Consider the following 23,812-nt stretch of genomic DNA (forward strand, 5'->3'; position numbering starts at 1 on the left):
GGGCCCCGGCGCGGCCCGGGGGAACCCGGCTCCGAGCCGACCCCGCAGCCACCCTCCGATCCGTGGGCAGTGGGTCGTGCGATCCGGCGCCGTCCGCGCTGCCACGGAGTGTCGGGCAGGTCGGCAGGGCGGACGGCGCGGGTGCGGGTCGTCGTGCTGTACGAGGGGGAGCAGACGACCCGTCCGCCTCTTGCGAGACGACTGATTCAACCGATCCGCGCGCCGGCGCAACAGGGTGCGCAGCGGGACGGTTCGGGCATTGCGTTCACACCCCGTGTGAATCGTGCTCCACTGGTGCGACACGCCTCGGCGTGCCGAACCACCGGAGGGGCGCATGGGGGCAACGGAGCCCAACATTCTGCTGGCTGCCCTGATCGAGGAGGCGGGTGTCTCCCGGGCGGGCCTTGCCGCGCACATCAACCGGGCCGGCCGCTCCCGCGGTCTGCGCCTGCGGTACGAACACACCGCGGTGTCCCGCTGGTTGAAGGGGCAGCGTCCGCGCGGCCAGGTGCCCGACCTGATCTGTGAAGTGCTCGGCGACCGGCTGAGCAGGCCCCTCTCGCTGGACGACATCGGCATGGCCACCCCGGGTCCCGGCTCGCCCGTGCCCGCCTCCTCGCTCACCGGCTTCGTCGAGCGGGCCACCGCGCTGTGGCGCTCCGACGAAGGACAGCGCCCGCACAGCCTCGTCCCGGCCGCCGTCACCGGAACCGCGGCGGTGATGCCCGTCTGGGAGTGGGAGAACCCGCCGGAGGACGCCGATGTCTCGCGCGCTGGACCGACCCGCGTCTGCACGGCTGACATAGTGACCCTGCGCGCGGCCCGTGCCCACTACGAACTGATGTACCGCCGGGCAGGCGGGATCGCGACCCGATCCCGCATCGTCGGCTTCCTCAACGCCGAGACCGCCCCGTTGCTGCGCGGCGGATACAGCGACGCGATGGGCCGCCGGCTGCACCGGGCGGCGGGCGGTCTGGTGGCGGTCGCGGGGATCTGCGCCTACGACTCCGACGCGCACGGGCTCGCCCAGCGCTACTTCCACCAGGCGCTGCGGCTGGCCAAGGCGAGCGGGGACAGGGGGTTCGGCGGCTATGTGATCGCGCTGCTGGTCAACCAGTCGCTCCTGCTCGCCGACTACCGGCAGTCCGTGGCCTTCGCCCAGGCGGCGCTGCGGGCCGCCGGAGGCCACATCAGCCCCGCGCTCGCCGCCGACCTGTACGCGATGCAGGCCAAGGCGTACGCCCGGCTCGGCGACGCGGGCGGCGCCCGGGAGTGCATCCGGCGCGCCGAGTCGGAGGCCGAGCGCATCAGGCCGGGCCATGAACCGGACGAGACGGGGTACGTCCAGCCGGGCCTGGTCGATGTGCAGGTGGCCGAGGCCCTGCTCAGCATCGGCGATCTGCCGGCGGCCAGGGAACACGCGGTGAAGGCCGTACGGATCCCGGCGCACGACCGGGGCCGGGTGCACCGGCTGGCCATGCTGACCCATGTCGAGCTGCGCCAGGGCGAGGCGGACCGGGCGGCGGCCACGGCCGCGGAGATGGCGGAGCGGGCCAGGGGCATGGAGTCGCGGCGGCTGCGCGACCGGCTGCGTGCCGTGCGCGAGGATCTGGTCGCGAGCGGCTGCGCCGACGCGGGGCGGGCCGCCGAACTGATCGACGGAGCGTTGCGCGTACCGCTGTGAGTGCGTACCCGGGAGGACCGGTGCGTTCCGTTCCGGTCCCGCTCCTGCTGCGATGTTGTCACCTACTTGTCGGAAGGTGGCAGAAACGTGCAATGGGCGAATCTGAACGAACAAACTGTGTACGAGAACCGCTGGTTCCGGGTCAATCTGGCAGACGTGGTCATCCCCGACGGCCGCCATCTCGACCACTACCTCATCCGGCTCCGCCCCGTCGCGGCGGCCACCGCCGTCAATGAGGCCGATGAGGTGCTCCTGCTCTGGCGGCACCGGTTCATCACGGACAGCTGGGGCTGGGAGCTCGCCGCGGGCGTCGTCGAGGACGGCGAGGACATCGCGGCCGCCGCCGCCCGCGAGATGGAGGAGGAGACCGGCTGGCGCCCCGGGCCGCTCCACCCGCTGCTGACCGTGGAGCCGTCGAACGGGCTCACCGACGCCCGGCACCACCTCTACTGGTCCGAGGAGGCCGCCTGGACCGGCGCGCCCAGCGACGCCTTCGAGTCCTCACGCCGCGAGTGGATACCGCTCAAGCTGGTGCCCGAGATGATCGCCCGCGGCGAGGTCCCGGCCGCCGGCATGGCCGCCGGGCTGATGATGCTCCGCCACTTACGGCTGGGGTGAGGCACCGCGAACCGCGAACGGGGCCGGTCCGGGGATCGCCCGGACCGGCCCCGTACGGGCACGAAGGAAGGATCAGGAGTACGGGTAGAAGCCCGAGCCGGTCTTGCGGCCGAGCCGGCCCGCGTCCACCATGCGCTGGAGCAGCGGGGGAGCGGCGTACAGCGGCTCCTTGAACTCCGCGTACATCGAGTCGGCGACCGAGGCCACCGTGTCGAGACCGATCAGGTCGGAGAGCTTGAGCGGGCCCATGGGGTGGGCACAGCCGAGCTCCATGCCGTTGTCGATGTCCTCACGGCTGGCGATCCCCGACTCGAACATCCGGATCGCGGAGAGCAGATACGGAATCAGCAGCGCGTTGACGACGAAGCCGGAGCGGTCCTGGGCGCGGATCGGGTGCTTGCCGAGCACGTCCTGCACCAGGGCCTCGGCGCGCTTCACCGTCTCGTCGGACGTGGTCAGCGCGGGGATCAGCTCGACGAGCTTCTGCACCGGCGCCGGGTTGAAGAAGTGGATGCCGATGACCTGGTCCGGGCGGGAGGTCGCCACGGCCAGCTTCACCAGCGGGATGGAGGAGGTGTTCGAGGCGAGGATCGCGTCCTGCCGGGTCACCACCTGGTCGAGCACCTGGAAGATCTCGGTCTTGACCTGCTCGTTCTCCACGACGGCCTCGATGACGAGATCGCGGTCGGCGAATTCGCCCAGGTCCGTGGTGAAGCTCAGCCGAGCGAGTGTCTCGTCGCGCTCCTCGGGAGTGATCTTGCCGCGCTCGGCGGCCTTCGAGAGGGAGTTGTGCAGCCGGGTGCGGCCGATCTCCAACGCCTCGCCGGTGGTCTCGGCCACCATGACCTCAAGACCGCTGCGGGCGCACACCTCCGCGATGCCCGCGCCCATCTGGCCACAGCCCACCACTCCGACGCGTGCAATGTCGGCCATAGAGTCCGTCACCTCGTGCCTTTCGCTGTTCTGCGTGTCGCAGGTTCCCGTCTGATTCCGGTGCCCGCCCCGACCCCCCGACGTTACTCCGCGACCTACGGGTCATCGTGGGCCGGGGCGGGCATGCTCTGCGTTACGCCCGGATACCGGGGTGACGGATGTGGACAGAGAGACGGCAGGTGCAGCGAAATGCGGCAAATGGCCCGAAGAGGCTTTGTGGCGGGTGCGGCTGGGGTGGTTGCGGGGGTGGTGAGCACCGTCACCGCGGCCGGTGACGCGGCCGCGGTTCCGCCCCGGCGGACCGGTGCCGGGCGGACCGGCGCACCGGCGCGCCCGGGTGCTCACCATGTGGCACGGCGCGAACTGCGCGGCATCTGGGTCGCCACCGTCGCCAACGTCGACTGGCCCTCGGCGCCCGGACTGACGCCGGCCGCGCAGCGGGCCGAGCTGATCGCGTACCTCGACGAGGCCGTCGCCCGGCGGCTGAACACCGTGATCCTCCAGGTCCGGCCGACCGCCGACGCGCTGTGGCCCTCGCCCTACGAACCGTGGTCCCAGTACCTCACCGGCGTCCAGGGCAAGGACCCCGGCTGGGACCCACTGGGCACCGCGGTGAGCGAGGCGCACCGTCGCGGCCTGGAGCTGCACGCCTGGTTCAACCCGTACCGGGTCGCCAACCACACCGACCCGTCCCGGCTGGTCGCCACCCACCCGGCCCGACTGCACCCCGACTGGGTCCTGCCGTACGGCGGGAAGCTCTACTACAACCCCGGGATCCCCGAGGTCCGCCGCTTCGTCCAGGACGCGATGCTGGACGCGGTCCGCCGCTACGACATCGACGCCGTGCACTGGGACGACTACTTCTACCCGTACCCGGTGGCCGGGCAGGTCTTCGACGACGACGCCACGTACGCCAAGTACGGCGCGGGCTTCCCGGACAAGGCCGCCTGGCGGCGCGACAACACCGACAAGCTGGTGCGCGAGACCGCCGAGCGGATCAAGAAGATCAAGAAGAACGTCCAGTTCGGGATCAGCCCGTTCGGGGTGTGGCGCAACGCCGCGACCGACCCGCTCGGCTCCGACACCAAGGCGGGGGTGCAGACCTACGACGATCTGTACGCCGACACCCGCGGCTGGGTCAGGAAGGGCTGGATCGACTACATCTGCCCGCAGGTCTACTGGAACATCGGCTTCGCCGCCGCCGACTACGCCGAGCTCGTGCCCTGGTGGAGCGAGGCCGTGCGCGGCACGGGCGTCGACCTGTTCGTGGGGGAGGCGCTCTACAAGGCCGGTGACCCGGCCCAGCCCGCCGCCTGGCAGGACCCGGCCGAACTCTCCCGGCACCTCGACTTCGCCGCCGGGTACGACCAGGTGCGCGGTCACGTCTTCTTTTCCGGGAAGGACGTGGTCACGGACCGGATCGGGGCCATGGACCGGGTGGTGGGCGACCACTATCGCAACCGGGTGCGCCCGCCCCGCTGACACGGAAAGGTGCGCCCACCCCGCCGGGACAAGAATGCGGAGTGGGCGCGTGGGGTGTCGGGGGCGGGCTGCCGGGAACCGGCCGGCCCGCCCGCGGCCCGGAGGCGAAGAGCAGTGCCGTCCGCCGGAGGCCGCTACGGAGTCGGGGGCTGTTTCCGGATGTCGGTGTGCTGTACGACGCTGTCGGGACCGGGTGAAATCAGGTGTTCGTGTCCGTCGTCGGAGCGCACGCGGTACGGGGGAGCGCCCCCGGCCCCGAGCACTTCGACGATCTCTGCGACCTTGTCGTGCTGGCCCACGGTCCTGCCGTGCGTCACCAGCCGGTCGCCCGTGTGTGCCTCCATCGGGACTGACCTCCTCACGGATGGCGGTCCATGTCGACAAGTCTATGACCGAAAGGCGACTTCGCCCGGTGGAGCGGGCAGGTCCTCACCGCGGACGCCGGGCACGCCCCGCCCGCTGGGTGGCCGCGATGCAGACGAGCACCGCGAGTGCCGCCACCGGCGCCGCGGCCGAGACCGTCTCGCCGAGCAGGAAGAACGACCAGACCAGGGTCAGCAACGGCTGCGCGAGCTGGAGCTGGCTGGCCCGCGGCACCCCGATCTCCGCCATCCCGCGGTACCAGACGTACAGGCCGAGGAAGGTCGAGCCGGCCGCCACCCAGACCAGACCGATCACCCCGTGCGCGGTCAGCCGCACCGGCTCGGCCGGCAACGCGACCGCCGCGCCCGCCACCGCGAGCGGCAGACAGAGCACCAGCGCCCAGCCGACCACCTGCCAGCCCGGCATGACCCGGGCCAGCCTGCCGCCCTCCGTGTACCCCGCCGCGCACACCAGCAGCGCGCCGAACAGGTACAGATCACCGCCGGACAGCTCACCCCCGCTCTGCTGCACGGTGAACACGATCACCACGGCGGCACCGGCCAGCGCCGCGACCCAGAAGGCGCGGGGCGGTCGCGCTCCCGTACGCAGCGAGGAGAACACCGCGGTGGTCAGCGGCAGCAGCCCCACGACCACGGCCGCGTGCGAGGTCGTCGAGGTCTGCAGCGCCAGCGTGGTCAGCAGCGGGAAGCCGATCACCACACCCGCGGCGACGACGACGAGCCCGGCCCGGTGCCGCCGGTCCGGCAGCGCGACGCGTCCCAGCAGCAGCGCACTGCCAGCGATCAACGCGGCGAGCAGGGTGCGCAGCGCCACCAGCGACCAGGGGCCGAAGCTCTCCAGGCCCCAGGCCGTGGAAGGAAAGGTCAGCGAGAAGGCCAGGACACCGAGCCCGGCGAGAACGGCGCCGCCGCGGTTTCCCTCACGGCCGGTGACGCGGCCCGTCCTGCTCCCGGCCGCACCGTCGGCCCCGCGGTCGGGATCGATGCCGACGGAGGAACCGACCGCTATCGTGCCATTGTTGGTAGCGCTATCCTTGGCTCTCATGCATGAGCGTAGCAGTGTCGCCGAACTCGTCGGATCTCTCCGAAGTGAGGTGAACTGCTACTCGCCCGGTGGAAAGCTGCCGTCGAGTCGAGCCCTCGTGGAGCGCTTCCGGGTCAGCCCCGTCACCGTCTCCCGGGCCATCGCCCAGCTCGTCTCCGAGGGGCTGGTGGTCACCAGGCCCGGCTCCGGCGCCTTCCGGGCGCAGCCCCGCACCGATGTGCCCCCGCCGGGCGACACCTCCTGGCAGGAGGTCTCCCTCAGCGGCGACGGCGGCCCCGAGGTGGTGCCGCGCACCGTCGACGCCTCCGGGGTCCTGGTCACGCTCGCCGCACCGCCGCCCGGTGTCATCGAGCTGAACGGCGGCTACCTCCACCCCTCGCTCCAGCCGGAGCGGGCGCTCGCCGCCGCCCTCGCGCGGGCCGGCCGCCGCCCCGGCGCCTGGGGCCGGCCACCCACCGACGGCCTGACCGAACTGCGGTCCTGGTTCGCCCGGGAGATCGGGCCCGCGTTCACCACCGCCGACGTGCTGATCACCGCGGGCGGCCAGAGCGCCCTGGCCACCGCACTGCGCGCCCTCGCCCCGCCCGGCGCCCCGCTGCTGGTCGAGTCACCCACCTACCCCGGCATGCTGGCGGTCGCCCGCGCCGCCGGACTGCGGCCCGTGCCGGTGCCCATGGACGCCGACGGCGTACGGCCGGAGCTGCTCGACGCGGCGTTCCGTGCGACCGGTGCCCGCGTCTTCGTCTGCCAGCCGCTCTTCCAGAACCCGACCGGCGCGGTCCTCGCCCCCGAACGGCGCGCAGAGGTCGTCCGGATCGCCCGTGCGGCGGGCGCCTTCGTCATCGAGGACGACTTCGCGCGCCGGCTGGTCCACGACGACGCCGGGCCGCTGCCCGCACCCCTGGCCGCCGACGATCCGGACGGGGTGGTCGTCCACGTCTGCTCCCTCACCAAGATCGCCTCGCCGAGCCTGCGGGTGGGGGCGCTCGCCGCCCGTGGGCCGGTACTGGGCCGGCTGCGGGCCATCCAGGTCGTCGACAGCTTCTTCGTCCCCCGGCCGCTCCAGGAGGCCGCGCTCGAACTCGTGGGATCCCCGGCCTGGGGCCGCCATCTGCGGTCGGTGTCGACCGGGCTGAGGAACCGCCGTACCGCCATGACGACGGCCCTGAGCCTGGAACTGCCCGCCTTCACGGTCCCGCACATCCCCGCCGGCGGCGGCAGTCTGTGGTTGCGCCTGCCCGAGGCGGAGGCTGGTACGGACGAGTCCGCGGTGGTCTCGGCGGCCCTGCGCGCGGGTGTCGCCGTCGCACCCGGCCGCCCGTACTTCTGCGCGGAACCGCCGGCCCCGCAGATCCGGTTGAGCTACTCCGCGGTCGCCGGGCCGGCCGAGATCGTCGAGGGGATCCGCCGGCTGCGCACCGCCTGCGACGAAGTCCTGTCCGGTCCCGGGGGCGGTCTCCGGCCCTGACCCGGGCCGCCCGTGGCGTCCTTGAGAAGGCCGCTTCAAGCCAATCGGGGGCAGGCGTCGCGGGATCCGCCCCGGGCCGGGACAGGACGGAAGGAGTCGTGAAGGCCCTCTTGACCGGAAGAGTGTTCGGATCCACGATCACCGCCATGACTTCCAGAGTCTCGTTGGTCGCCGCGGCACGCAGCTCCGCCGTGCTCGCCGAGCGCTTCGACGACGACCGGCCGCTGGACCACACCGGTCTGTACGAGGTCCGGCTCGCCGCGCCCGCCCTCATGCCACTGGGCGCCGCCGAGCTGCGCTACTGCTCGCCGACCCCGCGCAGCCGTGCGACCGGCGACGTGCTCGGCTTCGCCCCGCTCGTCCAACCCGCCCTGCGCGACTGCGACATGGGCCGCTGGCGCGGCTGCACCCTCGCCGACGTCACGGCATGCGAACCCGCGGCGGTCGACGCCTGGCTCGCGGACCCGCGCTCCGCCCCGCACGGCGGTGAACCGCTGCTCGCGTTCATCTCGCGGATAGGGGGCTGGCTGGACACCCGCCCCGTATGCGAGGGCGCCATCGTCGCCGTCGCCGAACCGGCGGTCGTCCGGGCCGCGCTCGTCTACGCGCTCAAGGCCCCGCCGTCGACGTACTGGAGCGTGGACGTCGGGCCGCTCTCCACGGTCACGCTCACCGGGGTGCCGGGCCGCTGGAGTCTCAGGCTCGAAGCGGGAGTCCGCTGAAGTTCCTGGAGGACTTCCCGGCGAATTTCTGGGAGTACGGGGAACCGGGCGCGGCGGTCGGCGTACGTATCGGCGGGTCGGTGGTCTGTCTGCGGGGCGGTCGGCCGGACGGCGCCCCGTCCGGCCCGGGGAGCGGGAGGCCCTGGTCAGCGTCCGGTGAGCGAACAACGGCCACCGCTCGACGCGGCCCGTCCTCGCCGGCCGGGTGCCTTGCGGGCCTCGCCGCCCCGGCCGCCGCGCACTGGCCGGAATTCGCCGCGGCGGGTCCGGCACCGGCGTACGACGACCGGCACCGGGTCCGCCGGGGCGTCCGGCGGACCCGGTGGCTCGGTCAGTCGTCCTCCCGTGAGCCGGTGAGGAGGGTGAGGGCCTCGGCGATGCCCGTCTCGGCGGTCGCCTTGTCGATGCCGAGATCCGTCAGCACACCCGTACCGTCCTCCTGCTCCAGCAGCGCGAGCAGGATGTGCTCGGTTCCGATGTAGTTGTGGCCCATCCGAAGGGCCTCCCGGAACGTCAGTTCAAGCGCCTTGCGGGCCCCGGCGTCGTACGGGACGATCTCCGGCAACTCGCCGGTCGCGGCCGGTGGCAGTGCCTCGGTCGCGGCCCGGCGGACGTCCTCCAGCGTGATGCCCTGGGCCTTGACGAACGCCGCGGCCAGCCCTTCCGGCTCGCTGAGCAGCCCCAGCACGAGGTGCGCGGTGCCCACCTCGTCGTTGTGTGCCGTGCGGGCCTCGTTCTGCGCGGCCATCACGACGTTCCTGGCCCGCGGGGTGAAGCGGCTGAACCCCTGGCTGGGGTCGAGATCCGACACCTCGCCGGGATCCTTGGCCACGAACCGCTTCTGGGCCGCCTGCCTGGTCACCCCCATGCTCTTGCCGATCTCGGTCCAGGAGGCGCCCGAGCGCCGGGCCTGGTCCACGAAGTGGCCGATCAGGTGGTCGGCGATGTCACCGAGGTGGTCCGCGGCGATCACCGCGTCGGAGAGCTGGTCGAGGGCGTCGGTGTGCACCTTTTTGATGGCCTCGATCAGATCGTCGAGGCGCACGGGATGGGTCGGGCGTACGGGATTCACCATGTGTCAACCGTAGGTTGACAGTCCCGAGGTGTCAACCTTCAGTTGACAGTGGGGTCAGTGGCGCGACACATTGCAGAAGACGCATGCCTCCCAGTACGCCGGCGCGCACAGCACGCGGTGCCGTACGCACGAGGCCATGGCGGCCTCCTCCGGACCGGGGAAGGGGAAAATGCCGCTCCGCGGCTCGGTGCCGGCGGGGTCGAACGCCTCGACCATCTCCCGGTACTGCCGCAGATATCCCTCGGCGAACGGCGGCTCGTAGCCCAGCTCGTCCCACCGGTGCCTGCGCAGGGCCAGATCGAGCACTCGCAGCACGAAGTCCTTCGCCGCGGCCTGTTCGCCCGGGGAGCTGCCCCAGTCGACTTCCTCCAGGTCGAATCCGACCACCCCGCGCCCCACGGCGCCCTGGTCCTGCAAGGTCAGCAGGGTGGCGAAGCGGTACTCCCAGACGCTCTCGGCGAGACCGGACACGGCCAGCATGAGCACGTCGACGAAGACGTCCGTGCCCCCGTTGGACATGGACAGACTGCGGCCCCCGCCGTTGAAGAAGTTTCCCATCCCGGCACCGTATCGGCGGAGCGGGGGCTGTTCGGCCGCCGGTACGACGGAGCGCGCCGCCCGACAGGACTGCCGGGCGGCGCGCTCGTTCCAGCGATTGTGCGTGCGGGTCAGACGGTGCCGCTGTCCGCGATGGTGATCTTTGCCTGCGGGCGGCCGCTCTGGGAGCCGAGGGACTCGATCTTCTTGACCAGCTTCATGCTGTCCTCGTCGTCGACCTCGCCGAAGACCACGTGCTTGCCGTCCAGCCACGACGTCACGATCGTCGTGATGAAGAACTGCGAGCCGTTGGAGTGGGGGCCGCTGTTGGCCATGGACAGCTGGCCCGGCTTGGTGTGCGCGAGCTTGAAGTTCTCGTCCGGGAACTTGGCGCCGTAGATGCTCTGGCCGCCCGTGCCGTCGCCCCGGGTGAAGTCGCCGCCCTGCAGCATGAAGTCGGGGATGATCCGGTGGAAGGACGACCCCTTGTAGCCGAAGCCCTTCTCGCCCGTCGCCAGCTGGCGGAAGTTCTCCGCCGTCTTGGGAACGATGTCGTCGAACAGCTTGAACGTGATCCGCCCGGCGGGCTCGTCGTTGATGGTGATGTCGAAGTAAACCTTGCTCGTCATGGAACCATCCTGACATCGACTCGTTCGGCATCGACGGGCGGGCACGGGTGACACGCGCGCTCGGGTGGCGTCCGGCCCGCTCGGGTGCGCTCCCGCACGCGTGCGGCGACCCGTTCCCGTCCGGGCTTCCCGGCCCGGCGGAGCTCGGCCTCCGCCGTGATCACCGGGTTCCGGAACGGCGTGATCATCGGGATCCGGAACAGCCGGCCCCTGCCGCGGCGCCGGGCCCGTGGCGCCGGGGTCAGCTCGTGCGCCGGAGGTGGGCGCCGATCTGCAGGAACGCCGGGACGAGCGGGGCCGCGGGGGCGACCGGGGACATCACCTGGGATCCGTAATGGACGATGACGGTTTCCAACTGGGGTGAGATGAAGAGACGTTGGCCGTGAATGCCGCTGGCCATGAAGGAGCCGTAGGGGTCGTTCAGGATCCACCAGAAGTCGTGGTACGAGAGGTTGGCGGGGGCGCCGGGTGGCGCGGCGGGGAAGCGGACGCGCTTGGGGTAGCCCTCCGGCGCGTCGGTGATGGCGGCGGTCACGGCGTTCGGAATGATCTGCCGGTCCGCGACGGCACCGCCGCAGCGGATCATCTCGCCGAGCCGGGCCACGTCGCGGGCGGTGGCGCTGAATCCGCCGCAGGCGGCTTCGGTGCCCTCGCCGTCCAGGACGTAGTAGGCGTCCTCGTCGGCTCCGAGCCGGGACCAGATCATGTCGCTCAGCAGGGCCGAGGTGGTGGTACCGGTGACGCGGCGGAGGATTTCGGCGAGCGCTTCGACGTTGCCGTTCTCGTAGCGGAACTCGGTCCCCGGTGCGGCGGTCGCGCGTGCGGTGGTGAGGTGTTCGCGGATGCTGGTGGGGCCGCTGTAGCCGTAGGGGCGCAGGGGTGGTGCGACGACCGCGAAGTAGCGCTGGGCCTCGACGGGCTTGTCGAAGGGGCGCCCCGCGTAGGAGACATGGGTTCCCATGTGCAGCAGGTGGTCGACGGTGCTGTCCCCGAAGGCGGTGCCGGCGAGTTCGGGGATGTACGTGGAGGCTGTCGCGTCGCGGTCGAGGGTTCCCCGGTGGGCCAGGGTGGCCGCCAGGAGGCCTATGTACGACTTGGCCGCCGAGGCGTTGAAGTGGGCGTCGTGGGGCCGCAGCCCGTGCGGGTAGCTCTCGTGGACGACGGTGCCGCGGTGCATCACCAGGAAGGCGTCGGTCTCGGCGGCCGCGAAGAGGTCCTGGAGGGTCAGGGTGCGGCCGTCGGGCGCGGTGATCGTGAGCTGCTCGATGCCGGCGGTGCCGGTCGGCAGGCTGCGGGCGGGGTCCGGTCCGCGCCACACCCGCCGACTGGGCAGCAGTTCCCGGCCCGACGTGGTGTAGCGGCGCACCCATGCCGGGTCGGTATAGCCGCGGGACCAGTGGAGATTCGCCAGCGGTGCCTCGGTCATGCGCGCTCCTCGAAATTGAGTGACGTTCCGATCGCTACCATACACACCGTCTAATTTCATGACGGTCGTGTTCTGGTTCGCTACCGCCCTCAGCGATCGAATCGTGGTGCATCGCCTCGCTTGCCATAGAAGCATTGACCGGAAGTGGCCAGCACGTTACGTTGCCGAATCAACAGCCCATTACTGGACGCTGTGTTCAATCGCTTGGCCGTCGCACCCCGACAGGGCGTGCCCGGACGGGAGCGGCGCCGCCACCCGTGTCGGCTCGATGTCACGTCTCCCGTCGCAGAGCATTCGCCCCCTGCTTCTCCCGAACCGCAGGAGTCTCCCTATGCCCTCGCAGCCATCACCGCCGCTGGCTCCCGACGCGCCCGGCGACCTCGCGGCGCCGGCGTTCGACCGGCGCCGCGCCTGGCTCGTCACCGCGCTGATCGTCACGTTCATGATCGTCAATTTCGCGGACAAGTCGGTGCTCGGACTGGCGGCCGACCCGATCATGGACGAGCTGGACATCAGCCACAGCACCTACGGCCTGATCTCCAGCTCCTACTCGATCCTGTTCAGCCTCTCCGGGCTGGTCGTCGGCTTCTTCGCCGCACGCATCTCCAGCCGGGTCCTGCTGTTCGTGATGTGCGTGGTGTGGGGCCTGGCCCAGCTGCCCGTCCTGATCGTCTCGGCCGTGCCGGCGCTGGTCGCCGGCCGGGTGCTGCTCGGTGCGGCGGAGGGACCGGCCACGCCGATGTCGATGCACGCCCTGTACAAGTGGTTTCCGGTGGGCCGCCGCGGCCTGCCTTCGGCCCTGCAGATCAGTGGTGCCGCGCTCGGCACCCTCATAGCGGCGCCCGTGGTGACCTGGCTGATCACCCGGTTCGGGTGGCGTTCGGCTTTCGCCGCGCTGGCCGTGGCGAGCCTGGTGTGGAGCGCGGTGTGGTGGTTCGTCGGGCGCGACGGGCCCTATGACCGGCCTTCCGCGCGTGTACCGGCCGGGACCGGCGGGCCCGCGCGCGTCCCGTATCGCCGCCTACTGCTCTCCGGCACGGTGATCGGGAGCGTGACCAGCGCCTTCGGGGCGTCGTGGGCGATGGCCCTCAGCCAGGCGTGGCTGCCGTCGTACCTCAGGAACGAGCTCACCATGGGCCCGGGGACGGCGGCGGCGGTGCTCAGTGCCGTGTCCGCCTTCAGTTTCGTACTGCTGCTGGCGCTGTCCCCGATGGTCGACCGGCTGACCCGGCGCGGCGTGTCGCTGCGCCTTTCCAGCGGTGTGCCGCAGGGCCTGGCGGTGGCGTGTGCGGGGGCGGCGATGGCGGTGTTCCCCTTCGTCGGCCCGCTGCCGGTGCGGCTCGTCCTGATCGCGGTCGCCTTCGCGGTGCACTCCATCGCCTTCCCGCTGCACTACATGACGGCCGCGGCGGTCGTGCCCGCCTCACAGCGCGGCGCGCTCTTCGGGATCGTGGCCGCGACGGGGACGCTTCCGGGGCTGCTGGCCCCCTCCCTGACCGGCCGCCTGCTGGACACGGCGCCCTCGGCGAGCGCGGGCTACGCGCAGTCGTTCGCGCTGGCCGCGGGCGTCATGATCACTTGCGGTGCGGTGGCCGTCTGCTGTATCCGCCCGGCCCGGGACGCCGCGCGACTCAGCTCCTAGGGTCGGTCAGTCCCGGTCCGGTGCGGTGAAGCCGCTGGCCCAGTACCGGCCGTGCAGGGCCAGGTCCAGGAGCATGCGGACGGCCTCTTCGGCGGGCATCGGCGGGGTGTCCTGCTCGGCCCACCAGCGCAGTACGGCGATCTGTTCGCCCACCCAGACGCGGGCCAGCAGGTCGGCGTCGATGCGCGGCTGGACGCTGTTGCGTTCGGCGCGGGCCTTGAACTCCTGCGCCGTCGCGGCGGCGCAGGAGTCCACGAACATCTGCAGGGGCTTGCCGTCCCCCTCGCCGCGCAGGACGACCCGGTACACGTCCCGTTCGTCGCTCACGTGCCGCAACATCTCCAGCAGCGGTTTGCCGGTGAACCCGACGGCGCTGCCGGACACCGCCGGCTCCAGGCGCTGCGCGAGCTGCTCCAGCAGGTCGGTGGTCACCCGTGCGAACAGGTCGTCCTTGCCCTTGAAGTGCGCGTAGAACGTGGCGCGCGCGACATCGGCCCGCTCGGTGATGTCTTCGACGGTGAGCGCGCTGAAGCCGCGCTCCAGCACCAGCTCCACCAGTGCGCCGCCCAGCGCCCTGCGGGTGCGCCTGGTGCGCCTGTCCTCGGCCATGCGGCCCCCTTCGCCCTGTCGTGGTTCGCGCACAGTCTAGATGGCTCTTGACAGCTCACAAGATACAAAACATTCTGTCTGTAAACGTTCTTGCTGTATTTAATTGGTCAGACTGCAAGGCTGGAGATCGTTGATGAACCTCGGCACCTACCTCACCCGCAGCGCCCGTTACTGGCCCGACGCGACCGCTCTGGTCTGCGGCGAGCGTTCCCGGACGTACGCGGAGCTGGACGGCGCGACCGACCGGCTCGCCTCGGCCCTGATCGCCCGCGGGCTGCGCCCCGGTGACGCGGTCGCCTCCCTGGCCTGGAACCGCGGGGAGCTGGTCGAGGTCGAATTCGCCCTCTACAAGGCCGGCCTGGTGCGCGCACCGATCAACGCCCGTCTGGGGCGCGGCGAGATCGAGCACATCCTGCGCTACGCGCCGGTGCGCGCCCTCCTGTTCGACGCGGCGCACCGCGAGGACGCGCTGGCCGCCGTCGAGGCGTCGGGCACCGGCTGTCTTCCCGTGCTCCTCGATGACGAGCCGGCCGCCGCGTCGGGCGCGACACCGGATGCCGCCGCGGTCCTCGGCTACCGGGCCCTGCTCGGCGAGGCGGGAGCGAAGAAGGGAGCCGGCCCGGTCGCCACCGACGTGGACGAGGACGCTCCGTGCGTCCTGAACTTCACCTCCGGATCCACCGGAGCGCTCAAGGCCGCCGTCCAGACCTTCGGCAACCGCCTCGCGAACATGCGCAAGCTGCTGATGAGCGACGAGTCCCGGCCCCGGCCGGGCACCCGCTACCTCGCCTGCGGCCCCATCACCCACGCCACCGGCATGACCCTGCTGGCCAATGTGTTCGCCGGGGCGACCACCCATGTGCTGCCGGCCTGGAGCGCCGAGGCGTTCGTGGAGACGGTGGAGAGGGAACGCATCACCGCGACGTTCCTCGTCCCCGCCATGGTCAACATGGTGCTGGCCCACCCGGAGGCGACCGGGCGGGACCTGTCCAGCCTGACCGGCGTGCGCGTGGGAGGCGCGCCCATCTCGCCCCAACGCCTGCGGGACGCCGTGCGGTTCTTCGGCCCGGTCGTGGCGCAGGGCTACGGCCTGGGCGAGACGACCAGCGTGGTGGCGGGCCTGAGCAGCCAGGAGATCGCGCACGCCGTCGCGGACGACCCCGAGCTGCTCCAGTCCTGCGGACGGGCGATGTACGACACCGAGATCCGGATCGTCGACGAGGCCGGCCGGCCGCTGCCGCCCCGCGAGGTCGGCGAACTCATCGTCCGCGGCCCCGACTGCGTAAGCGAGTACTGGCAGGAGCCCGAACTGTCGGCGCAGACGTTCCGCGACGGCTGGGTCCACACCGGCGACCTCGCCTGGATGCGTGAGGACGGCTACCTGTTCCTCGTCGACCGCAAGAAAGACATGATCATCTCCGGCGGGTTCAACATCTACTCCACCGAGGTCGAGGCCGCCCTCTACGAACACCCCGGTGTCCAGGAGGTCTGCGTCATCGGCGTGCCCGACGAGACGTGGGGCGAAGCGGTCAAGGCCGTCATCGTGCCCCGCCCCGGCCACGCGCCGAGCGCCGACGAGATCACCGCGTTCTGCGCCGAGCGCCTCGACCGCTTCAAGAAGCCCAGGAGCATCGACTTCGTCGGAGAACTGCCGCACAACCGGAACGGAAAGCTCGACCGCAAGGCCGTGCGCGAACCGTTCTGGGCCGGCGCCGACCGCCGCGTGAACTGACCCCGCCCCTCCCCGACCGCTAGGACCACCACGACATGACCTTCTCCCTGCGCCCCAGCTACGACGACCCCCAGGTCTCCGGCCTCGTCGACCGGCTCCGCACCTACCTCGACGGCGAACTCGCCGACTACGAACGCGACCGCGGCATCACCCACGAGAGCCGACTCGCCCGCTCCGACCTCGAACCCGTCTGGCAGCGCAGCCGCGAACTCGGCTTCTACGGCATCCATCTGCCCGAGCAGTACGGCGGTCAGAACCTCTCCTACACCGCCCTGGCCGCCCTGAAGGAGGAAGTCGGTGCCTGTGGACGCGTGCTGGGACACAGCGTGCTCGGCGACATGGGCGGCCCGCTCCGTGCCGGTGACATCCTCGACCACGCCACCGAGTACCAACTGGACACGTACCTGCTGCCCCTGGTGCGCGGCGAGCGCGCCTGCTGCTTCTCGTTGACCGAGACCGATGCCGGCTCCGACGTCCGGTCCATGCGCACCACTGCCGTCCGCGACGGCGACGGCTACCGTCTGAGCGGCCACAAGGTCTTCAGCTCCGCGGGCCCCTTCGCCGACTTCGCCATAGTCGTGGCCCGGATGGCGGGGACCGGCGAACAGGAGGGCGAGAAGCCGGCCTTCTCCGCCTTCCTCGTCGACCTCGACAGCCCCGGCTGCCGGGTGGCCGACGGCGCCACGCCCATGTCCGGCGAGCACATCGAGAGCGACATCGTGCTGGACGACTGCCACGTCCCCGCCCGGAACCTCCTCGGGGAGGAGGGAAAAGGCATGCGGATCGCGCTCGGCCGCGTCACCACCAACCGGCTCCTGCACTGCCCGACCGTCATCGGCGCCACCCGCCGCGCCCTCGGCCTCACCCTGGAGCGCACCCGCACCCGAAGGGTCGCCGGCGGGCAGCCCCTGCTGGCCCTGCAGTCCATCCAGCACAAGGTCGCCGACATGGCCACCGGTCTGTACGCGGCCCGCTCGATGACCTACGCCGCGCTCGCCGCCCTCGACCAGGGCAAGGACGTACGCACCGAGGCGTTCATGAGCAAGCTGTTCGTCGCCGAGTCCGCCTTCCGCATCCTCGACCAGGCCGTCCAGATCCACGGCAAGGAAGGTCTCACCCAGGGCAACGAGATCGAGTTCCTGTTCCGCAAGATCCGCATGTTCCGCATCCTGACCGGCACCTCCGAGATCCAGCGCAACGGCATCGCGCACGGCCTCGCCTTCATGGCCTGACCGGCCTTCCGCCCCTCGTGCCGCAAGACACCTCTCACACCGCAGGACAGGTGCACCCGATGACCATCCCCGCCCACCCCGCAGCGCCCGCCTGGTCGTCGCTGACGGGCAAACGCATCCTCGACCTCTCCCGGCTCCTGCCGGGCCCGTACGCCACGTCCCTGCTCGCCGACCTCGGCGCCGACGTCATCAAGGTCGAATCCCCCCACGCCGGCGACCCCCTGCGGATCGCCCCCGACCTGTTCGACGCGCTCAACCGCAACAAGCGATCGATCGCCCTCGACCTGCGTGACGAGGACGGCCGGAGCACCTTCCTGGACCTGGTCCGCACCGCCGACGCCGTCGTGGAGAGCTTCCGCCCCGGCGTCCTCGACGGGATGGGCCTGGGCTACGCCACGCTCCACGAGGCCAATCCGCGCCTGGTGCTGTGCTCGCTCAGCGGCTACGGGCAGAGCGGACCGTACGCACAAAAGCCCGGCCACGAGCTCAACTTCCTCGGCCTGTCCGGCTTCTTCGCCGTTCCCGGACGACTGGACGGCCACATCACACGCCCCGGCGTCCGGATCGGCGACATGGCCGGAGCCATGCACGCGGCCCTCGCCCTGACCGCCGCCCTCGGCGCCGAGACCGAGGGCCAGCACATCGACGTATCCCTCAGCGAGTCCATCACCGCCTGGTGCTCCCTCTTCGCGCTGCCGCTGCGCGATGTCCCCGACCCCCTCGAAGCGGGTCTGGTCCAGGGCGACAACGACACCTTCACCACCGCCGACGGACGCGGCCTCTCCCTCGCCACGTTCGAGGACAAGTTCTGGCACCGCTTCCGCACCGGACTGGCGGACGACTTCCCGGCGCTGAACACCCCCGCCTACGACCTGCGGGCCGCCCGCACCGCCGCCCGGCAGGCGGTGAGCGATCTGCTGCGAGGAGTCTTCCGGGCCCGCGACTACGCCTGGTGGCAAGCACGGCTGAACGATCTCGACGCCCCCTGGGCACCCGTCCTCACCACCCCCGGCGAACTCCTGGCCGACCCCCACACGACGGCCCGGCGGCTGTTCAGCACCCCCGCCGACCCCGCCGCCTGCCCGCAGGCCCGCTTCCCCGTGACGTTCGGAGCGGGTCTGGACACCTTCCGCGACCCGGCCCCCGCCCTGGGCCAGCACACCCGGGAACTGCTGGGTGCGGAGCGGCCGTTCCGCGCCGGACCGGGTGCCACGGGCCGGGCGGTTCAGCGGTAGGCCCGGCCCCGTACATGGAGGACGACGAGGGTGATCGCGGTGACGGCGCACACCAGCATGCCCGCGGCCAGGAAGCCGTAGCCCGCCGAGCTGATGCCGGGTTCGACGCTCTGCACCATGGTCATGCCCTCGCCCGCGGGGACCCGGTGCTCCTTGTCCGGGTGGTCCACGATGTAGAGGATCATCGCCGCGACCGCCGCCACGCAGGCCGCCGCCCCGGCGAGCAGCGGGCCGCCCGCCCTGCCGTACCAGGGGACCCGCGGGACCAGGGCGACGTGCGGGCACCGGGTGAGCAGGGTGCGCCCCAGATCGGCGGCGCGTACGGTGAGACCGTCCGCCCGGAGCCGGGTGCCGTCGTCGAAACGGATCTCGCAGCGGAACCCGTTGCCGAGCCGGGTGGCGATGGCGTTCACCGCGTCGCCGTCGACATGGAGTGAGGTGACGCGGTTCCAGGACCAGCCCGCGGAGCCGCGCCGGGACCCGTGGACGAGACCGCCCTCGCGCACCTCGAAATACTCCCCGGGCTCGCCGCGCACGGCCCGGACGATCTGGTTCACCGCGATCCCCGTGGCACCCAGCGCGAGGCCGAGCAACAGGCCGATCGCCTTGTTGCTGCCGGGTGACCCCTCGCCGGTCGCGGACAGGCTCCACACGCCGAGCCAGCCGGACGGGACGGCGGCGAGCAGCGCACAACCCGCGTTCACCCACCGCTTCCGGTGGTCCACCGCGTGCCGGCGGACCACCGGGCCGAGGCCGTCGAACGTGTCCACTTCTTCGATTCCGGTCATCGGGGGAGTCAAGCACCCGGACCGGTGACGCCTCAAGATCTGGCCACCGGACGGCAGTTGATGCCCGAGCCCCGGCCGCGGAGCATCGTTCGCCGGCCCGGCCGCGGCGGACGCGCATCGGGCTTCGTCGTGCAGGCGCGCTCCGGGCATGATTCCCGGTGGAGCTCAAGGCCCCGGCAGAGGGCGGCCATACGGGTCACCCCGGCATGCCGACCGCCGAACCGCCCCCAAAGCTTTGCATAAAAGTGCATAGCTGCGTATAGTCATGCCATCGACGAGGAGGTTTCGATGGTGGTACGCGCAGCAGTGGCAGGGGCGAGTGGATACGCCGGCGGGGAGCTGCTCCGTCTCCTGCTGGTTCACCCCCAGGTCGAGATCGGGGCGCTCACGGCCAACTCCAACGCCGGGCAGAAGCTCGGTGCGCTGCAGCCGCACCTGCGACCGCTCGCCGACCGGGTGCTCCAGCCGACCACCGCCGAGGTCCTCGCCGGTCACGACGTCGTCTTCCTCGCCCTCCCGCACGGACAGTCCGCCGCCGTGGCCGAGCAGCTCGGTGACGAGGTGCTGATCGTCGACATGGGCGCCGACTTCCGGCTCAAGGACGCCGCGGACTGGGAGAAGTTCTACGGTTCGCCGCACGCCGGCACCTGGCCCTACGGTCTGCCCGAACTGCCGGGCGGACGTTCGGCGCTGGCCGGTTCCAAGCGTATCGCGGTGCCCGGCTGCTACCCGACCGCCGTCTCCCTCGCGCTCTTCCCGGCGTACGCGGCCCAGCTGGCCGAGCCCGAGGCCGTGATCGTCGCCGCGTCCGGCACCTCCGGGGCGGGCAAGGCGGCCAAGCCGCATCTGCTCGGCTCCGAGGTGATGGGCAACATGTCCCCGTACGGCGTCGGCGGCGCCCACCGGCACACCCCCGAGATGATCCAGAACCTCAGCGCGGCGGCCGGTGAACCGGTCACGGTGTCCTTCACGCCGACCCTGGCACCGATGCCCCGCGGCATCCTCGCGACCTGCAGCGCGAAGGCGAAGCCCGGGGTGAGCGCCGCGTCCGTCCGTGACGTGTACGAGAAGGCGTTCGCCGACGAACCCTTCGTCGATCTGCTCCCCGAGGGGCAGTGGCCCGCCACGGCTGCCGTCCACGGTTCCAACGCCGTACAGATCCAGGTCGCCCACGACGAGGCGGCGGGCCGGATCATCGTGATCAGCGCCATCGACAACCTCGCCAAGGGCACCGCCGGCGGCGCCCTGCAGAGCATGAACATCGCCCTCGGACTTCCCGAGGACACAGGTCTTTCCACGATCGGAGTCGCACCGTGAGCGTCACGGCAGCACAGGGGTTCTCCGCGGCGGGCATCGCCGCGGGAATCAAGGAGAGCGGTAACCCGGACCTGGCCCTCGTGGTCAACCACGGTCCGCGTCGCGCCGCCGCGGGCGTCTTCACCTCCAACCGCGTCAAGGCCGCCCCCGTCCTCTGGTCGGAGCAGGTACTGAAGGGCGGCGAGGTCACCGCCGTCGTGCTCAACTCCGGTGGTGCCAACGCCTGCACCGGGCCGAAGGGCTTCCAGGACACCCACGCCACCGCCGAGAAGGCCGCCGAGGTGCTCACCGGCCACAACGCGGGTGAGATCGCGGTCGCGTCGACCGGGCTGATCGGCACACTGCTCCCGATGGACAAGCTGCTGCCCGGCATCGAGCAGGCCGCCGCCGCCCTCAGCGAGCACGGCGGCGAGAAGGCCGCCATCGCGATCAAGACCACCGACACCGTCCACAAGACCGCCGTCGCGGGCGGCGAGGGCTGGACCGTCGGCGGCATGGCCAAGGGCGCGGGCATGCTCGCCCCGGGCCTCGCCACCATGCTGGTCGTCCTCACCACCGACGCCGACGTCGACGCCGCCGGACTCGACTCCGCGCTGCGCGCCGCCACCCGCACCACCTTCGACCGGGTCGACTCCGACGGCTGCATGTCGACCAACGACACCGTGCTGCTGCTGGCCTCCGGGGCGAGCGGAATCGCGCCGGAGCAGGCGGAGTTCGCCGAGGCCGTACGGACCGTCTGCGCCGACCTCGCCCGGCAGCTCATCGGCGACGCCGAGGGCGCCTCCAAGGACATCCGGATCGAGGTCGTCAACGCCGCGACCGAGGACGACGCCGTGGAGGTGGGCCGCTCCATCGCCCGTAACAACCTCCTCAAGTGCGCCATCCACGGAGAGGACCCCAACTGGGGCCGGGTCCTCTCCGCGATCGGCACGACGAAGGCCGCCTTCGAGCCCGACCAGCTGAACGTCGCCATCAACGACGTCTGGGTCTGCAAGAACGGCGGCGTCGGCGAGGACCGCGACCTGGTCGACATGCGCTACCGGGAGGTCAAGATCACCGCCGACCTCGCCGCCGGCACCGAGTCCGCCGTCATCTGGGCCAACGACCTCACCGCGGACTACGTCCACGAGAACAGCGCGTACAGCTCATGAGCGCGGCGCGGAAGCACACCGCACTCCCGAAGGCGCAGATCCTCATCGAGGCGCTGCCCTGGCTGACCCGGCACAACGGCAAGACCGTCGTCATCAAGTTCGGCGGCAACGCCATGATCGACGACGGGCTGAAGGCGGCCTTCGCCCAAGACGTGGTCTTCCTGCGCCAGGCCGGCCTCAAGCCCGTCGTCGTGCACGGCGGCGGCCCGCAGATCAGCGCCCAGCTCGACAAGCAGGGCCTGGTCAGCGAGTTCAAGGCGGGTCTGCGCGTCACCACGCCCGAGGCGATGGACGTCGTACGGATGGTGCTCGCCGGACAGGTCCAGCGGGAACTCGTCGGCCTGCTCAACCAGCACGGACCGCTCGCCGTCGGCATGACCGGCGAGGACGCCCACACGATCACCGCCACCCAGCACCGGCCGACCATCGACGGCGAGCTCGTCGACATCGGCCGGGTCGGCGAGATCACCGCCATCGACACCGGGGCGATCCAGGCGCTGCTGGACGACGGCAGGATCCCGGTCATCTCCTCCATCGCACGCTCCGCCGACGACAACCACGTCTACAACGTCAACGCCGACACCGCGGCCGCGGCGCTCGCCGCCGCGCTGAACGCCGAGACGCTGATGGTCCTCACCGATGTCGAGGGCCTCTACGAGGACTGGCCCAACAGCGACGACGTGATCAGCCGTCTCACCGCGGCCGAGCTGGAGAAGCTGCTGCCGGAACTCTCCAGCGGCATGGTGCCGAAGATGCAGGGCTGCCTGCACGCCGTGCGCAACGGCGTCGAGACCGCCCGCGTGATCGACGGCCGGGTCCAGCACTCGATCCTGCTGGAGATCTTCACCGACGAAGGAATCGGCACAATGGTCGTGCCCGACGCACAGCCCGACGCGCAGGGGGAGTCATGAGCAACCAGGAGCTCGCACAGCGCTGGAGCCACGCGCTGATGGACAACTACGGGACCCCGCAGCTGTCCCTGGTCCGCGGCGAGGGCGCCCATGTGTGGGACGCCGACGGCACCGAGTACCTCGACTTCGTCGGCGGAATCGCGGTGAACGCGCTGGGGCACGCCCACCCCGCCGTCATCGAGGCCGTCTCCACCCAGATCGCCTCCCTCGGCCATGTCTCCAACCTCTTCATCGCCGAACCGCCCGTCGCCCTCGCCGAACGGCTGCTCCAGCTCTTCGGCCGGACCGGACGCGTCTACTTCGCCAACTCGGGCGCCGAGGCCAACGAGGCCGCCTTCAAGATCGGCCGGCTGACCGGGCGGACCCATATGGTCGCCACCGACGGCGGCTTCCACGGCCGGACCATGGGCGCGCTCGCACTCACCGGCCAGCCCGAGAAGCGCGAGCCGTTCCTTCCGCTGCCCGGCGACGTGACGCACGTCCCGTACGGCGACGCGGACGCCCTGCGGGCCGCCGTCACCACCGACACCGCGCTGGTGATCATCGAGCCCGTCCAGGGCGAGAACGGTGTGGTCGTACCGCCCGCCGGATACCTGGAGGCCGCCCGGGAGATCACCCGGGCCACCGGCACCCTGCTCGTCCTCGACGAGGTGCAGACCGGCATCGGCCGCTGCGGCCAGTGGTTCGAGCACCAGGCCCACCAGGGCATCGAGCCCGACGTCGTCACCCTCGCCAAGGGCCTCGGCGGCGGACTGCCGATCGGTGCGACCGTGGCCTTCGGCCCGGCGGCCGAGCTGCTGCATCCGGGCCAGCACGGCACGACGTTCGGCGGCAACCCGATCGCCTGCGCCGCCGGTCTCGCCGTTCTGGACACCCTGGCCGCCGACGGCGTCCTGGACCGGGTCAAGCGGCTCGGCGAGAAGATCCGGGACGGCGTGGAGGGCCTCGCTCACCCGCTGGTCTCCCATGTCCGCGGCTCCGGACTGCTGCTGGGTATCGTGCTCACCGAGCCCCTCGCGCCTCAGGTGCAACAGGCGGCTCAGGGAGCCGGAATCCTGGTGAACGCACCCGCCCCCGATGTCCTGCGGCTCATGCCGCCGCTGATCATCGGCGACGCGGAAGTGGACGCGTTGCTCCGGGCACTGCCCGGCGCTCTCGACGCGGCACAAGGGGACGGACGATCCGGAGAATGA

At 71.5% G+C, this 23,812-nt stretch carries 22 protein-coding genes; 13 read left to right on the top strand and 9 right to left on the bottom strand.

What is annotated here, in order from left to right:
* Positions 1-334 precede the first annotated feature (334 nt).
* Positions 335-1,684 carry a transcriptional regulator gene (locus tag ACFV8T_RS11390; RefSeq protein WP_385326566.1) on the top strand — a complete coding sequence of 450 codons (1,350 nt, stop codon included), beginning with the start codon at positions 335-337 and terminating at the stop codon, positions 1,682-1,684.
* Between the two features lie 87 nt (positions 1,685-1,771).
* On the top strand, positions 1,772-2,302 hold the full coding sequence (locus tag ACFV8T_RS11395; protein WP_385326568.1) for an NUDIX domain-containing protein: 531 nt from the start codon (positions 1,772-1,774) through the stop codon (positions 2,300-2,302).
* A 72-nt stretch (positions 2,303-2,374) separates the two neighbouring features.
* Here ACFV8T_RS11395 and ACFV8T_RS11400 read toward each other — a convergent pair whose 3' ends face one another.
* Positions 2,375-3,235 carry a 3-hydroxybutyryl-CoA dehydrogenase gene (locus tag ACFV8T_RS11400; protein WP_114243580.1) on the bottom strand — a complete coding sequence of 287 codons (861 nt, stop codon included), beginning with the start codon at positions 3,233-3,235 and terminating at the stop codon, positions 2,375-2,377.
* Between the two features lie 216 nt (positions 3,236-3,451).
* Here ACFV8T_RS11400 and ACFV8T_RS11405 point away from each other — a divergent pair, with 216 nt between their 5' ends.
* On the top strand, positions 3,452-4,717 hold the full coding sequence (locus ACFV8T_RS11405; protein ID WP_385326569.1) for a glycoside hydrolase family 10 protein: 1,266 nt from the start codon (positions 3,452-3,454) through the stop codon (positions 4,715-4,717).
* A gap of 134 nt (positions 4,718-4,851) precedes the next feature.
* Here ACFV8T_RS11405 and ACFV8T_RS11410 read toward each other — a convergent pair whose 3' ends face one another.
* The gene (locus ACFV8T_RS11410; RefSeq protein WP_385326571.1) at positions 4,852-5,061 is read right to left on the bottom strand and encodes a DUF1918 domain-containing protein; all 210 of its coding nucleotides are present in this window, start codon (positions 5,059-5,061) and stop codon (positions 4,852-4,854) included.
* 85 nt (positions 5,062-5,146) lie between these two features.
* Entirely contained in the window at positions 5,147-6,145 is a 999-nt protein-coding gene (locus tag ACFV8T_RS11415) for a DMT family transporter (protein WP_385326573.1), read from the bottom strand.
* On the opposite strand from ACFV8T_RS11415, the gene ACFV8T_RS11420 reads away from it, so the two are divergent.
* Both ACFV8T_RS11420 and ACFV8T_RS11425 read left to right on the top strand, forming a co-directional pair.
* Positions 6,144-7,613: a PLP-dependent aminotransferase family protein gene (locus tag ACFV8T_RS11420; protein ID WP_385326575.1), complete on the top strand. Its 1,470-nt coding sequence runs from the start codon at positions 6,144-6,146 to the stop codon at positions 7,611-7,613. The genes ACFV8T_RS11415 and ACFV8T_RS11420 overlap by 2 nt on opposite strands.
* Before the next feature lie 146 nt (positions 7,614-7,759).
* Positions 7,760-8,335, top strand: a complete 576-nt coding sequence (locus tag ACFV8T_RS11425; protein ID WP_385326577.1) for a histidine phosphatase family protein — start codon at positions 7,760-7,762, stop codon at positions 8,333-8,335.
* Between the two features lie 331 nt (positions 8,336-8,666).
* On the opposite strand, the gene ACFV8T_RS11430 is transcribed toward ACFV8T_RS11425, so the two are convergent.
* The 4 genes from ACFV8T_RS11430 to ACFV8T_RS11445 all read right to left on the bottom strand — a co-directional run bounded on the left by ACFV8T_RS11430 (position 8,667) and on the right by ACFV8T_RS11445 (position 12,002).
* Positions 8,667-9,410 carry a Clp protease N-terminal domain-containing protein gene (locus tag ACFV8T_RS11430; RefSeq protein WP_385326579.1) on the bottom strand — a complete coding sequence of 248 codons (744 nt, stop codon included), beginning with the start codon at positions 9,408-9,410 and terminating at the stop codon, positions 8,667-8,669.
* Between the two features lie 54 nt (positions 9,411-9,464).
* On the bottom strand, positions 9,465-9,968 hold the full coding sequence (locus ACFV8T_RS11435; RefSeq protein WP_385326580.1) for a hypothetical protein: 504 nt from the start codon (positions 9,966-9,968) through the stop codon (positions 9,465-9,467).
* 110 nt (positions 9,969-10,078) lie between these two features.
* On the bottom strand, positions 10,079-10,576 hold the full coding sequence (locus ACFV8T_RS11440) for a peptidylprolyl isomerase (protein ID WP_266421761.1): 498 nt from the start codon (positions 10,574-10,576) through the stop codon (positions 10,079-10,081).
* 241 nt (positions 10,577-10,817) lie between these two features.
* The gene (locus ACFV8T_RS11445) at positions 10,818-12,002 is read right to left on the bottom strand and encodes a serine hydrolase domain-containing protein (protein WP_385326582.1); all 1,185 of its coding nucleotides are present in this window, start codon (positions 12,000-12,002) and stop codon (positions 10,818-10,820) included.
* A gap of 331 nt (positions 12,003-12,333) precedes the next feature.
* On the opposite strand from ACFV8T_RS11445, the gene ACFV8T_RS11450 reads away from it, so the two are divergent.
* Positions 12,334-13,644, top strand: a complete 1,311-nt coding sequence (locus ACFV8T_RS11450; RefSeq protein ID WP_385326584.1) for an MFS transporter — start codon at positions 12,334-12,336, stop codon at positions 13,642-13,644.
* A gap of 6 nt (positions 13,645-13,650) precedes the next feature.
* On the opposite strand, the gene ACFV8T_RS11455 is transcribed toward ACFV8T_RS11450, so the two are convergent.
* Complete coding sequence (locus ACFV8T_RS11455; RefSeq protein ID WP_385326585.1) at positions 13,651-14,253, bottom strand: TetR/AcrR family transcriptional regulator; 603 nt, start codon at positions 14,251-14,253, stop codon at positions 13,651-13,653.
* A gap of 133 nt (positions 14,254-14,386) precedes the next feature.
* Between ACFV8T_RS11455 and ACFV8T_RS11460 the strand changes: the two genes are divergently transcribed.
* From ACFV8T_RS11460 to ACFV8T_RS11470, 3 genes are read left to right on the top strand one after another with little or no spacing between them, the layout of a single operon-like run.
* Positions 14,387-15,985, top strand: coding sequence for an AMP-binding protein (locus tag ACFV8T_RS11460; RefSeq protein WP_385326587.1), 1,599 nt, complete (start codon positions 14,387-14,389; stop codon positions 15,983-15,985).
* Between the two features lie 35 nt (positions 15,986-16,020).
* Positions 16,021-17,217: an acyl-CoA dehydrogenase family protein gene (locus ACFV8T_RS11465; protein ID WP_385326588.1), complete on the top strand. Its 1,197-nt coding sequence runs from the start codon at positions 16,021-16,023 to the stop codon at positions 17,215-17,217.
* Positions 17,218-17,276: 59 nt separating this feature from the next.
* Positions 17,277-18,452, top strand: coding sequence for a CaiB/BaiF CoA transferase family protein (locus tag ACFV8T_RS11470; protein ID WP_385326590.1), 1,176 nt, complete (start codon positions 17,277-17,279; stop codon positions 18,450-18,452).
* On the opposite strand, the gene ACFV8T_RS11475 is transcribed toward ACFV8T_RS11470, so the two are convergent.
* A complete protein-coding gene (locus ACFV8T_RS11475; protein ID WP_385326592.1) occupies positions 18,443-19,240 on the bottom strand; it encodes a hypothetical protein in 798 nt (265 codons plus the stop codon). The two genes, ACFV8T_RS11470 and ACFV8T_RS11475, sit on opposite strands and share 10 nt — an antisense overlap.
* Positions 19,241-19,528: 288 nt before the next feature.
* Between ACFV8T_RS11475 and argC the strand changes: the two genes are divergently transcribed.
* Genes argC through ACFV8T_RS11495 form a run of 4 tightly spaced genes read left to right on the top strand, consistent with a single transcriptional unit; the run spans position 19,529 to position 23,812 of the window.
* A complete protein-coding gene (gene argC / locus ACFV8T_RS11480; protein ID WP_385326594.1) occupies positions 19,529-20,557 on the top strand; it encodes an N-acetyl-gamma-glutamyl-phosphate reductase in 1,029 nt (342 codons plus the stop codon).
* The gene (gene argJ, locus ACFV8T_RS11485; RefSeq protein ID WP_266421781.1) at positions 20,554-21,708 is read left to right on the top strand and encodes a bifunctional glutamate N-acetyltransferase/amino-acid acetyltransferase ArgJ; all 1,155 of its coding nucleotides are present in this window, start codon (positions 20,554-20,556) and stop codon (positions 21,706-21,708) included. The genes argC and argJ overlap by 4 nt, the downstream gene beginning before the upstream one ends.
* Positions 21,705-22,619, top strand: coding sequence for an acetylglutamate kinase (argB, locus tag ACFV8T_RS11490; RefSeq protein WP_385326596.1), 915 nt, complete (start codon positions 21,705-21,707; stop codon positions 22,617-22,619). Before argJ ends, argB begins: the two co-directional genes overlap by 4 nt.
* Positions 22,616-23,812 (top strand): acetylornithine transaminase, encoded by a 1,197-nt coding sequence (locus ACFV8T_RS11495; protein WP_385326597.1) that lies wholly within the window; start codon positions 22,616-22,618, stop codon positions 23,810-23,812. Before argB ends, ACFV8T_RS11495 begins: the two co-directional genes overlap by 4 nt.

The sequence above is a fragment of the Streptomyces sp. NPDC059832 genome (genome assembly GCF_042731715.1).
Taxonomy (GTDB): domain Bacteria; phylum Actinomycetota; class Actinomycetes; order Streptomycetales; family Streptomycetaceae; genus Streptomyces.